The following is a 13111-nucleotide window of genomic DNA, read 5'->3' on the forward strand; positions in this document are numbered from 1 at the left end:
GCCAGAACCAAATATGAGCGCATTCAGCCGCCGAGAATTTCTTGCGACCTTGTCCGCCGCCGGCATCGTGCCGAGCGCCTTTGCCATGGGGCGCGATGGTCAGTTGCCGAGTGAAGGCTCCGGTCCTTCGTTCTTACACGGTGTAGCGAGCGGCGATCCGCTGCACGATCGGGTCATTCTGTGGACACGCATCACGCCGAAGAAGCTGGGTGACGTTTTGCAGGGCAAATGGAGCATTTCCACCGATCATCATCTCAAGCGCATCGTGCGCTCGGGCTCGTTCTCAACCGATGTCACGCGTGATTTCACCGTGAAGATCGACGCCACGGGTCTCGAACCGGACACGATTTATTACTACCGGTTCGAAACGCGCGGCGCGCAGTCTCCGCTCGGTCGCACGCGCACGCTGCCGATAGCACACCGTCGGCGCTGGCGCATGGCGTTTGCCTCGTGCTCCAACTATCCGTACGGCTATTTCAATGCGTACGGCCGGATGGCGGCGCGCAACGACATCGACATGGTGGTGCACCTCGGCGATTACTTGTATGAATACCCGCAGGGTGGCTACGCCAATCCGTTGCTGGTCGGTCTGCGCGATGTGGTACCGGCGAACGAGATCCTGACGCTCACCGATTATCGTCTGCGCCATGCGCTGTACAAGACGGATCCCGATCTGCAGGAGCTGCACCGGCTGCATCCGTTCATCTGCGTGTGGGACGACCATGAAAGCGCCAACGATGCGTGGCGCGACGGCGCGGAAAATCACAATCCGGAGAACGGCGAGGGCGAATGGGTCGTGCGCCGGCGTAATGCGGTCCGCGCGTACAACGAGTACATGCCCATCCGCAGCAAGAATTGTCTCGATGACAAGATCTATCGCAGCTTCCGCATCGGCGATCTGGCCGATCTGGTCATGCTCGACACTCGCTTGCACGGCCGCGATCTGCAGGCTGCGTTCAAGACCGGCCAGTCCGAGCTGCCGGTCAGCGACCCGACCGTGAGCGATGGCACCCGCACACTGCTCGGTTTCGATCAGGAAGAGTGGCTGGAGCGTCAGTTGTGGCAGTCCAAGCAGCGCGGCCAGACCTGGCGCGTGCTTGGCCAGCAGGTGATGATGGCGCAGCTCAGCAGCACTTTCGGTCAGACCATCATCAACCCGGATCAGTGGGATGGTTATGCGCCGGCGCGCACTCGCCTGTTCCGTCATCTGATCGACAACAACATCAAGAACAACGTGGTGCTCACCGGCGACATTCACTCTTCGTGGTGCGCCGATCTCACGTTGAATCCTTGGGACAGCGCCAGCTACAACCCGCAGACCGGCGCTGGCGTGATTGGCGCGGAGTTCGTGTGCCCGGCCGTAACTTCACCCGGACCGATACCCGATGCCGCCGCCGATGTGGTCGCCGGTCAGTTGCGCTTCGTGTCGCCGCACCTGAAGTACATCAATCTCAACCGTCGTGGTTACGGAGTGCTCGATCTCACGCACGAGATGGCGAGCTGCGAGATCTATCATGTGGCGACCGTCGATGCGAAGGACGATCGGGAGACGCTGGCGACGGTGATGGTCAGCGAGGTCGGAAACAATCTGGTTCGCGGTGTCGGCGAGAAGACGCTGCGCTTGTGATTTCCAGATGAGCTGAGCCGGCGGCCCGAACGCCGCCGGCTTTTTCATTGCCAACGACGGGATTACTTCAATCCCATGCAGTTCGCGTAGTAGGTCACGGTCGCCGGCCAGTCGGAGAAGATGCCGATAACGCCGACTTTGCGGGCCAGCACATCCAGTGCCTTGTACATGTCGCTGTCGTTCTTCAGCGCGCGGCCGGTCGGATCGAAGGCGTAGTAGAAGCCCGCGCCGACGCCGCCGTTGCGCAGGTCCGCACGCTCGAACGACCAGGTGATGATGTCGAAGCCGAAGCTCTTGATGTCCAGCCCGTACTGCGACGGCACGATCTCGTCGTTGTTGTTCACTGCCAGCAGCACGCCGATGGGCGGAGCGATAATTTTCACGCCCTGTTTCTTGAGCTGCTTCAGCTCGGCCACGGACAGTCGCGGGAAGTTCGGCGAGGACGGATCGACGTCATCGAGATACACGGCCTGCTGGCCGAAGCGCGGCTCGTTCTTGATCCAGTACAACACGTCGCGGATGTCGAACGACTGCGGGTACACATCCTTCGGATTCACACCCGCGGCCTTGAACTCGTCGATCATCTTCTGCGCGTAGTTTTCCTGGCCGCCGAACACGGTCATCAGGCGCTCGGGATTGCCAGACTTCAGTTCCGGCGTGTGCTTGACGCCGAGCTTCTTGTTCAGCGCGATGCTCTCACGCAGCGTGAGCAAGGTGCCGCGGCTGGTGTAGAGATCGGTGCGGAACGATGCAGTGCCGCCAAGGTAATCCTTCGCAGTGGTTGCGCTCGGGTTGGAGGCATCCATCTTGCCCTTCAACGTCTTGAACTGCGCGAGCGTGATGTCACTGGCGCAGCACTTCGGGCTGGAGCCCGGGCCGGACCAGGGCACGGTGCACGAGCCGTTCAATTCGGTGTCGACGATGTTGGTGGTGGTGTGCAGATCGCACTCGTCGTGACGGCACACCAGCTCGCCGTCCTTGGTGAAAGTTACATCGCATTCGACCACGCCCGCGCCCTGGCGCGCGCCGGCTTCATACGATTCCCCGGTGTGCTCCGGGAACTGCAGCGGCGCACCGCGATGAGCAATGGAGAAATTGGACTTGTAGAACGGACCGGTTTTGCAGCTCTGCAGCTTGTCTTTCAGGCGGCTGTCGTCGAGGCCGTCGACCAGAAAGAATGGACGGTCGCCGAGTTGCACGGAGCTGCGCGCCGGCGAACCTTTGTCGCCGTGGCGATCGCCCTGATCGTCGCCGCGGCCGTAATCGCCAGCGAGCGAAGCAAAGGAACAAAGCGCAGCCAGCAAAGCCGCGGGGGCGGTCAATTGCAAAGGATGGGGCATTGAACTCTCCTGCGAATGGATAGGGAGTCCGGCGCCGCATTCCTGCAATTGACTCAATGGGCGCTCGAACCGGCCTACAGATACGCCGGCGAAGTTCAACGCGGGTTGCGATTCGATGATCGCTCGATGACACCGAGCGACCGAATTTGAGGAACTGGCTCCAACGGAACCAGACGGCGGGATCAGCTGTTAGTACGTTCCGCGTGCAGCGTATTGCGCACCAGGCGGGTCGCGATCACCGAGACGAAGGTCTTGACTCGAGCTTGCGAATTCAGGCGCGCGTGTTCGATTTCGTAGAGCTCGCGCACATGCTCGATCGGGGCGTCGCTCTCTTTGGCGAGAGCTTCGATGGCTTGCTGCTGTTTGGCCGGATCACCTGCGTTATTGCGCAAGACGGTCATGATCCCTCCAGAAATTTGCTAAGGCGTTCATCAACGGGGCGCATGGTAGCTCCAGAGCAGCGCGTTACCGTTAACTTCGGTGTCCGCGCACCATTTTGGTGCATGCGCTCGATATGCTTTTTGTGTGGTGTCAGTCACTTGCGCCGCCTTGCTGGGGGCATGCCGATGAGCTGTCACATTTGCGGAACGCGGCAATTGCGCAAGTCAAGCAATAAGTGCCGTCCGGTAAATTTTTCCGACCCTGGGTTATCGATGGGGACTAAGGCGGTCCCCGAATCCCTTGTGCGTGGATCAAGCTCCGGGGCCTGCGACCGATACACGACCTACGCAGAAACTGTCTTCCACCCCTGGAGTCGTCGTGGGCCTGTCCAGACTCAGCATCAATGCGCGGCTGATCGCTGCGTTTTCGGTCGTGATCGCAATTCTGATCGCGCTGATCACCGTCGCGACCGTGAGTCAGAACAAGCAGGTCGAAGCGCAACGTAACAACATTCGTACTTACGAGGTCATCGAGCAGGTCGCTGGCTTGAGCGATGCGCTCATCAATATGGAAACGGGGGCGCGCGGCTTCCTGCTGGCCGGTGTCGATTCGTTCCTCGAGCCTTACCACCAGGGCCGCAGGGAGTTCGACCGGTATTTTGCAAACATCGAGGAGTCGAGCCCCGACCAGCGAGTGACGCAGAAGCTCGAGCAGTTGCGCGCCGCTGAGCAAGACTGGTTGACGCATGCGGTGGAGCCGGCCATCGGTCTGCGGCGCGAGGTGAGCACCGGTGACGCGACGATGTCCGATATCGTTGCGCTCGAGCGCGAAGCCCGCGGCAAGAAAGGTATGGATGGCATGCGCGGCATCCTCGACGAGATCCACGAGATCGAGCAGAACTTGCTGGAAGAACGGGCCGCTGAGGCGGAAGAAGCGCGGACGTTTGCTAACGCAGTGTTGGTCGGCGGCGGCGCGCTCGCGGTATTTCTGTCGATCGGTCTGGCAATCGCCATCGCGCGCAGCATCGTCAATCCGTTGCGCCAGGTGTTGCGGGCCACTGAAGACCTGCGTGCCGGCGACGGCGATCTCACTTATCAACTGCCGCCGATGGATGCCGAGTTCGGCGAGATTGCGCGCTCGCTCAATGGGTTCATCGAGAAGCTCCACAGCATCATCTCGACGACCAAGTCGTTGTCCGCGTCGATGTCGAGCGGCGCGTTGCAGATTGCGCGCGGCAACGACGATCTCAATCAGCGCACGCAGGAACAGGCGGCCGCGCTGGAAGAGACTGCGTCGAGCATGGAGCACATGACCACGACGGTGAAACAGAACGCCGACAATGCGCGTCAGGCCAATCAGCTGTCGATCCATGCCCGGTCCCATGCCGAGAAAGGCGGGCAGGTCGTGCAACGGGCGGTGGGCGCGATGGATGAAATCAACGCCTCCAGCCGCAAGATCGCGGACATCATCGGGGTGATCGACGAGATCGCGTTCCAGACAAATCTGCTGGCGTTGAACGCGGCCGTCGAAGCGGCGCGAGCGGGTGAGCAGGGCCGTGGTTTCGCGGTCGTCGCCTCCGAAGTGCGCAGCCTGGCTCAGCGCAGCGCCAGCGCCGCCAAGGAGATCAAAGATCTGATCAGCGACTCGGTCGACAAAGTGCGCGCCGGCTCGGAGCTGGTCGACGAATCGGGTCGCACGCTCATCGATATCATGGAAGCGGTGAAGCGGGTCAGCGACATCGTCGCCGAGATCGCCGCCGCCAGCGAGGAGCAGGCGCAGGGGATCGATCAAGTGAACAACGCCCTCACGCAGATGGACTCGATGACGCAGCAGAACGCGGCGCTGGTCGAGGAAGCGTCGGCGGCCAGCAAGTCGCTCGAACAGCAGGGGCAGGGGCTGGTCACGCAGGTCGGTCAGTTCCATACCGCCGCTGACAATGTCACTGCGCAAGTGGCGAAACCGATCGCAGCCGTGCGTCCGGTCGCAGTCGTCAAGCCGATCGGCAAGCCCGCTGCGAAGACCACGCCAGCGCCAGTGGCTGCCGCGCCGATGGCCAAGGCCAGCGGTGGCGATTGGCACGAATTCTAAGCTGCCCTAGTCGATCGTCGCGGGCTCGCCGTTCGTCGTTGCTGCCGCCTGCGGCAGCGTGAAATAAAACGACGCGCCTGCGCCGGGCGCGCTGTCCGCCCAAATCGTGCCGCCATAGCGCTGCACGATGCGTGCCGCGGTGGCGAGACCGATGCCGACGCCGGGGAACTCGGACGGCGTGTGCATACGGCGGAACGGCTCGAACAAGTGTTGGGAAAAACTCATATCGAAGCCCACGCCATTGTCCCGGACCACGAACGCCGGGCCGCCTTCATCTTCCTGGCGTGCGAGCGTCACCGAAGGCTGGTCGGTGTGGGTTGTATACTTCCACGCATTGCCCAGGAGATTGACCAGCAGACTGCGCATCAAGCGCGGGTCGGCGCAAATCCGCGGGCCACAATCGATATGGAAGCCCACACGGTGGTCGGGGTATTGCTGCTGCAGTTCCTGAATCACCTCGGCTGCGACGGCGTTCAGATCGACCGGTTTGCACGCCAGCTCGATCTTGGTCAGCTGCGCCAGCCCGAGCATGCCGTCGATGACATCGTTCATTCGCTGCACGGACGCTTCGATGCGTTGCATGCGTTGACGGGGCTCTGCGTCGGCCTGCAGCTCGATCAGATCGCGCAATATGCTGCAATGACCGGCCATTGAATTCAAAGGCGCTCGCAGGTCGTGCGCGGCCGATGCGGTGAATTCCTCCAGATCCCGGTTGGCGAACGTCAGCTGCTGATTCATCGCCTGCAGCTCCCGGGTGCGTTCCGCCACGCGCCGCTCGAGCGATGCGGTGTGTCGCTCGATATCTTCTCGAAGCAGCGCTTGTTGGAGCGCGATCGCGAGCTGATCGGCAATGCTGTGGGCGGCTTGAACCTGTTCGTGGCTGAACCCATGCGGGCGGGTATCGATCAGTTCCAGCATCCCAAGCAGGTGCTGCTCGCCCCGCAGCGGCAGGCCTACATAAGAAACAACGCCGGCCTGGCACAACTCATCGAACAGCTCGGTCCGAGAGCTCATGCTCCGTAGATCGTGCAGCACGATGGCTTGGCCGCAGCCAGGATGCCGCAACGCTTCTTCATAGCTTGCGATCGAATGCACGCGAGCAACGAAGCTCGGGGCGTCGCAAGTGCCGTTGGCCAGCAAGCGATGCGCACTGGCGTTACGGTCGAACACGATCACGCTGGCGCCGGCGCACGGAACGATCCGTCGCAGATGGTCCAGCGCCTTGCCGGCGATCTCGCGCGTGGAGCGCATGCCGAGAATGGCGCGATCCAGTTCGGCGACTGCTTCGACACGACGCAGATGAGCGAGCAGCGCAAAGTCGCTGCGCCGGACGACTTGTGCGTTCCACCACACCAGCGTCGAGAACACCAGCATGTTCAGCACCGTGAACATGGCGAGCCGCATCTCGCTGTCATACATGCCGCGTTGCTGACCTTGCAGCAGCAGCCAGCCGACGATGATGGGAATCAGCAGGGCCGCCGGCAGCAGGCGACGCATTTCCGCGCCGGCCCGATCGGGCGCCATGACCTGGGCTGCCAGCACGAACCGTGGATGGACGGTCAGCACGGCTTGAGTGAGCACCAGCAGCCCGACCGCTGTATGCAATGCCACGACCGAGAAGCCGGGCAGCGAGTACAGCGACGTCGCTTCATAGATGTAGCCCAGCATCATCATGAACGCGCTCACCATGATCAGCAGCACGATCAGCTCCATCGCCAGCCAGAGCCGCGTCAACCGGGTGGCCCACGGCAACATCGCGATCGCGAGCAAGCTGAAACTGAGCGCGGAAATCGGCGACATGCGCCAGGGGAACACGAGCATGCGATTGGGCGGATCGTGCGGTATCAGCAACAGGTCGATACCGACCGGGGCACGCAGTGCGTAGCTGAGCAGGGTGCTGCCGGCGACCAGAAACAATGAAGCGGCGGCCGCGGGCTGAATCCGGATCAACCAACGATTCAGCATCCCACCCTGCGGATGCGACTGCGCGACCAGGCCCGCAAGTGCTATCCCGCCCAGGATGAAACACAGCGCGGTATTCGGCTTGATCGTGCCCAACCCGGGCGACAGGAATTGGATGGGCTTGGACAGCCACCAGCCGATCAGTGCGCTGGCGCCCACGGCGATGCACAGGAGCGCGATCACACGGGCGAATGGCATCAAGACCGGCGGCGGGCCGGGTGGTGTCATGACGGCGGCCGCAGTCATTGAGGAAACATTATGATTGTTGTTCAGGGGATCTCCTCGTCGCGGGCCGGTTCCCATCCGGTCGCTGCACCCTGGATTTATGAGAACAGTCTAATAGGCCACTCATCGCCCGGAGTCCGCATCTATACGCACGTCCGCTTAAGGCTCCGGCAGGCAGCGTGATAGGGTTTCTCCTGCTGCACAAGGGACCTAAGGAACTATGCGCCGCCCGCGGACTGGGGGTTTTTGCTGATTTGTATGAACATCGGCAGTGCTGACGCGAAAACCCCAGGCCCAAGCGGGGGAATGTCTAGTGGCGTCGCCCACACGGCGTCGGCATGCTGATGACAATGTCCGCACTGCTCATGTCTAACCTGGCCACCAGCGACGTTTCGTTGCAGATTGGGCAGTTTTATTTTGGCGGGGGGCATACCAGGATTCGCACGCTGCTCGGCTCGTGCGTGTCGATCACCATGTGGCACCCGCGGCTCAAGATCGGCGGGATGTGCCATTACATGCTGCCCCAACGCGGTGCGGGCGGGACGGCATCATCCGCGGCCGAAGGCAATTACGCCGACGAGGCGATGCAGATGTTTCTTCGCGAGCTGCGCAATGCCGGCACGCGGCCCAAGGAATATATCGTCAAGATGTTCGGCGGCGGCTGCATGTTCGTCGACTCCAGCGAAGCGCGCGACGTCTCGGCACGTAACATCTCGGCGGGTCGAGAACAGCTCGCCGATCATGGCTTCACGATCTCGGCCGAGCACACCGGCGGCTATGGCAGTCGCGTGCTCATCTTCGAATTGTGGAGTGGCGACGTCTGGATCCGTCGCGGACTGGCCGTCGCTCCGCACGCCGGCCAGTCAGTCTGACGCGTTCGATTACCTGGCCTGCGCCTCGATGCTGCCGATGCCGGACTGAATGATCATATGCATGCGGACCAGATGCGCCAGCGATTGGGCGCCCATCTTGTCCATGATGTTGCCGCGATGAACTTCGACGGTCCGCTCGCTCAGCCCCAGATCGAGTGCGATCACTTTGTTGGCGCGCCCATCCACCACCAGTTGCAGCACTTCCTTCTCGCGCGCGCTGAGGGTGAGGAACCGGGAGCGGATGTCGGCATGCCGGCGGATACTTTCCCGATTGTGCGCATCCTTTTTGATGGCCGCATTGACCCGATCGATCAGGTCCTGGTGCCGGACCGGCTTCTCCAGGAAGTCGAACGCGCCTTCCCGCATGGCTTCCACGACCATGGGAATGTCGGCGTGGTTGGTGATCAGGATCACCGGCAGGATGGAGCCGATGCGATTGAGATGACGTTGCAGCTCCAGGCCGCTCATCTCGGGCAGGCGCACGTCCAGGATCAGCGTGCCGGGCGTCGCCTGATCGAGCTTTTCGAGAAATTGCGACGGTCGACCGTATGACATTGCGACATGACCGGCGGCCTGCACCACGGCCGTCAGTACATCGCGAACCTCGTCGTCGTCGTCCAGGATGTGGACCACCGGGTGCGCTGTTTTATTCATTCTCCCCACCTCTCCCTGATGTCCCGTCTCGTTTGCAGGAGTGTACATCGCGCGAGAAAACAAGGCATCTAACGTAGTCAGGTCGTGCTTGCATACCGTTGGAACCGCAACGGTGCGTGCCATGGCAATGATCGGTGCAGCCCGGCTGTCGAACCCCACGCCGAATGCTGTAGGCGCGTTAACTACCGATTGCTCGCAGTATCCGCCGTTATCTATCGTGCTGCGGCTTGAAGTTCATGACCGCTGCCGATGTTGCAACAATTACTGGAACATGCACGCCAGCTCGTTTGGACAGACCGGGCTGCCTGACCCTGCTCTCAGGATGGATTCCAGCGCCACGGCTGGCATCGATAACCGGCCGCCGCTGGCCGTCACTCCTTTAGAACCTGCCGGTCGCTCCTGGCTGCCGGTCGGTGTGCGTATTGGCGCCGGCTTCGGTGTGGCGCTGCTGTTACTGGCCGTGTTCAGCATGACACTGAATTCACGGATCAGGGCGGGGGGTGAGGAACGGCAGTGGGTGCAACACTCGCTGGAGGTGCTCAATAAGAATGAGCATGCATTGGGCCTGATGCGCCAGGCCGAGGCGGCGGGTCGCGGTTTCAAATTGACCGGCGCAGCTCTTTTCAGTGAGCAGTTCGAAGCTACAGTCATCGACGCCGAGCGCGCCCTCACCGAGCTCAGAGCGCTTACGGCGGACAATCCCACTCAGCAGCAGTTACTGGCGACCTTGGTCCCGGTCGCCCGGCAACGTTTCCAGAGCCTGCGGCTGCTGTTCGATCCGCAGCGCTCGGATGTCGAGGCGACGGTCACGGGCGGCGTGGCCATCATGGATCGCATCGACGCTCTGATCCGCGCCATCGACGAGGAAGAAGGCCGGTTGTTGATGGAACGGCGGACGCGAGCCCGTGCGGCAGAACAGGTCACGCAGCAAATCACCCGTTATGGATCGCTTGCTGCCGTGCTGCTCATCGCGCTGGTCGGCTGGCTGGTGACTCGCAGCATCCTGCGACCGGTGGCCGCACTGTCGGCGGGTGCGGCGCGAGTCGGTCGAGGTGAATATCGGCAGGCGGTTGCGATCGCTCGGGACGATGAGTTGGGCCGGCTCGCGGTGGCGTTCAATCACATGGCGGCGCAGATCGCCGCCCGCGAGCAGGCGCTGTCCGAACAGGACTGGATGAATACCAGCCTGGCGCGCTTGTCGCGGCTGCTCGAAGGCGCCCGGGATCCGGCCAGCCTCGGCGCAAAGATACTCTCCGAGCTTGCGGTGCTGGTCGGCGCGCAACAGTCGCTGATCTATGTGCCACAGAGCGATACCTCGGACATGCTCGAATTGCAGGCCAGCTATGCCTGCGAGCATCCGCCGAAAACCATTGCGCGCGGTCAGGGCTTGATCGGTCAGTGTTTTCGCGATGCCAACGGCGTGGTTCTGGACCAAGTGCCGGACGACTATCTGCGCATCAGCTCGGCGCTGGGCCATGCGAGGGCGGCCCAGGTCGTCGTAATGCCCGCGGTGTTCGAGGGCCAGGTCAAGGCCGTGCTGGAGCTGGCGACGTTGACCAGCTTCTCTGCGGCCCAGCTCACATTGCTCCGTCGCTTCTGCGACAGTTTCGCCACCGTGCTGCATACGGTGCAGGCATCGCGTAGAACCGAAGAGCTGCTCGAAGAAGCCAGCGCGATGTCGGAGAAGCTGCGCGAGCAGCAGCTCGAGCTGCAGCAGGCCAACATGGAAATGGAGCAGGTGAACGAGGAGCTGCAGCAGAGCAACGTCGAAATGGAAGAAAAGGCGACAGTCCTGCAGGAGCAGCGGGAAGCGCTCGAGCAGGCCAATCGGGAAGTGGAACGGGCGCGCGCCGCGCTGGAAGACAAAGTGCAGCAGCTGGCGCTCAGCTCCAAGTACAAATCCGAGTTTCTCGCCAACATGTCACATGAGCTGCGCACGCCGCTCAATAGTCTGCTGATCCTCTCGAAGATCCTCGCCGAGAACAACGAAGGCACCTTGACGCCCAAGCAGGTCGAGCGGGCCAGCACCATCCATGGCGCCGGCAACGATCTGCTGGAGCTGATCAATGACATTCTCGATCTGGCCAAGATCGAATCGGGCACGGTCACCGCGGACGTGGCGCAGGTGCGCGTCAGCGACATTGCGCAGCAGATGCGTCAGGCGTTCAATCATGTCGCCGAGAACGCTCATCTCAAATTCACGGTGGCGGTGGGCGCCGATGTGCCGGCGACGCTGGTGACCGACGGGCGACGCCTGCAACAGATCCTGCGCAACTTGTTGTCCAACGCATTCAAATTCACTGCCAAGGGTGGCGTGACGCTCGCGATCGAGCGCGTGACTGCCGGGTGGGGCGGTCACGCTCCAAGCCTGGCGAATGCGGATGCCGTGGTCGCGTTCCGAGTCATCGATACGGGTATCGGCGTTCCGGAAGATCGACGCGAGATCGTGTTCGAAGCTTTCCAGCAAGCGGACGTGGGAACCGCACGGCGCTACGGCGGCACCGGCCTCGGTTTATCCATCAGCCGGGAGCTGAGCCGCTTGTTGCAAGGTGTGCTCACGCTGGAGAGTGCGCCGGATGTGGGCAGCACGTTCTCGTTGTACTTGCCCGCGACGTTGTCGGCCGCGGCTCCGGTCGTGAAAACGCCAGAACCGCCGCAGGTTGCTCGCGTGGCACCGCGGCTCGTGGTAGAGGAATCGAAGTTCGCTGACATCGATGCGTTCGGTGACGCGGCCGAGGTCGCCGATGACGACCGCTCCGATCTCGCGCCCGACGATCGCATCCTGCTGGTTATCGAGGACGACCGAAGTTTTTCCGCGGTGCTGGCCGACTTCGCCCGCGAGAAAGGCTTCAAAGTGATCATTGAGCGCGCGGCACAAGATGCGATTCGCGCCGCGAGACGCTTCAAGCCCAGTGCGATCACGCTCGATCTGCTGCTCAAGGACAGCAATGGCTGGGCGGTGCTGGATCGTTTGAAGCACGATGCTGAGTTGCGACACGTGCCAGTGCACGTGATCTCGGTGGAAGATCAGCGCGAGCGTGCGCTCATACAAGGCGCGCTGACATTCCTGCGCAAGCCGGTCACGCGCGAGATGCTGGAGGAAGTGCTGGGCGAAACATTGGCGTTGCTCGACGATCCCACGCGCCGGTTGTTGATCGTCGAGGATGACGAGCGCCAGCGCGAGGCGGTGATCGATCTGTTCAGGGCCACCGATGTCGAAATCGTGGCGAAGGGGACTGCGGCCGAGGCGTTGCAGTCACTGAGCGAAGGTCATTTCCATTGCATGATCGCGGATCTGATGCTGCCCGACATGAGCGGCGCCGACATGATCGCGACCATGCAGCGCCGGCTTGGCAAGAGCTCGCCGCCGGTCGTCATCTATACCGGCAAGCCCTTGTCACGCACCGAAGAGACCGAGCTGCGTGCGGTGTCCGAAGCCATCATCATCAAAGACGCCAGCTCGCCCGAGCGGTTGCTGGACGAGACCGCCTTGCTGTTGCATTACCCGCCGTCGCGCTTGCCCGAATCGCGGCGGCAGCTTCTGGAACGAGCGCGCAAGGAAGATCCGCTGCTGCGAGGGCGCAGCGTTCTGGTCGTCGATGACGACGTGCGCAACATCTTCGCCATTACTGCCGGACTGGAAAGTCATCACATGCGCGTGCGCTATGCAGAGAGCGGCGCCGCAGCCATCGAGATCCTGCAATCGCAAGAGCATTTCGACGTGGTGTTGATGGATGTGATGATGCCCGAGATGGATGGCTTCGAGGCCATCCGACGTATCCGTCGTAGCGAGCGACTGGCAAATCTGCCCATCATCGTGCTCACCGCCAAGGCCATGGCGCGCGCACGAGAAGAATGTTTGAAGTCGGGCGCGTCGGATTATCTGGCTAAGCCGGTGGACCTCGATCAGCTGCGCTCCATGCTGCGTGTGTGGCTGTACAAACAGCGTTGACACGGGTCAC

8 protein-coding genes are annotated in these 13111 nt (G+C 62.1%); 4 read left to right on the forward strand and 4 right to left on the reverse strand.

Annotated elements, in window-relative coordinates; translation table 11 throughout:
- The first annotated feature begins 13 nt into the window (after positions 1 to 13).
- Positions 14 to 1627: an alkaline phosphatase D family protein gene (locus D0550_RS11330; protein WP_161965768.1), complete on the forward strand. Its 1614-nt coding sequence runs from the start codon at positions 14 to 16 to the stop codon at positions 1625 to 1627.
- A 62-nt stretch (positions 1628 to 1689) separates the two neighbouring features.
- On the opposite strand, the gene D0550_RS11335 is transcribed toward D0550_RS11330, so the two are convergent.
- A complete protein-coding gene (locus D0550_RS11335) occupies positions 1690 to 2967 on the reverse strand; it encodes a glycerophosphodiester phosphodiesterase family protein (RefSeq protein ID WP_116809286.1) in 1278 nt (425 codons plus the stop codon).
- Positions 2968 to 3149: 182 nt separating this feature from the next.
- Entirely contained in the window at positions 3150 to 3368 is a 219-nt protein-coding gene (locus D0550_RS11340) for a DUF3562 domain-containing protein (RefSeq protein ID WP_116809287.1), read from the reverse strand.
- 358 nt (positions 3369 to 3726) lie between these two features.
- On the opposite strand from D0550_RS11340, the gene D0550_RS36355 reads away from it, so the two are divergent.
- The gene (locus D0550_RS36355) at positions 3727 to 5436 is read left to right on the forward strand and encodes a methyl-accepting chemotaxis protein (protein ID WP_153067122.1); all 1710 of its coding nucleotides are present in this window, start codon (positions 3727 to 3729) and stop codon (positions 5434 to 5436) included.
- Positions 5437 to 5442: 6 nt separating this feature from the next.
- On the opposite strand, the gene D0550_RS11350 is transcribed toward D0550_RS36355, so the two are convergent.
- Positions 5443 to 7644, reverse strand: coding sequence for a sensor histidine kinase (locus D0550_RS11350; protein WP_161965769.1), 2202 nt, complete (start codon positions 7642 to 7644; stop codon positions 5443 to 5445).
- Between the two features lie 344 nt (positions 7645 to 7988).
- On the opposite strand from D0550_RS11350, the gene D0550_RS11355 reads away from it, so the two are divergent.
- Positions 7989 to 8495, forward strand: a complete 507-nt coding sequence (locus tag D0550_RS11355; protein WP_116809327.1) for a chemotaxis protein CheD — start codon at positions 7989 to 7991, stop codon at positions 8493 to 8495.
- A gap of 9 nt (positions 8496 to 8504) precedes the next feature.
- Here the strand turns inward: D0550_RS11355 and D0550_RS11360 are convergent, their stop codons facing one another.
- Positions 8505 to 9149 (reverse strand): response regulator transcription factor, encoded by a 645-nt coding sequence (locus D0550_RS11360; RefSeq protein WP_161965770.1) that lies wholly within the window; start codon positions 9147 to 9149, stop codon positions 8505 to 8507.
- Between the two features lie 322 nt (positions 9150 to 9471).
- Between D0550_RS11360 and D0550_RS11365 the strand changes: the two genes are divergently transcribed.
- On the forward strand, positions 9472 to 13101 hold the full coding sequence (locus tag D0550_RS11365) for a response regulator (protein ID WP_161965771.1): 3630 nt from the start codon (positions 9472 to 9474) through the stop codon (positions 13099 to 13101).
- Positions 13102 to 13111: the final 10 nt, after the last annotated feature.

The organism is Steroidobacter cummioxidans (genome assembly GCF_003104955.1).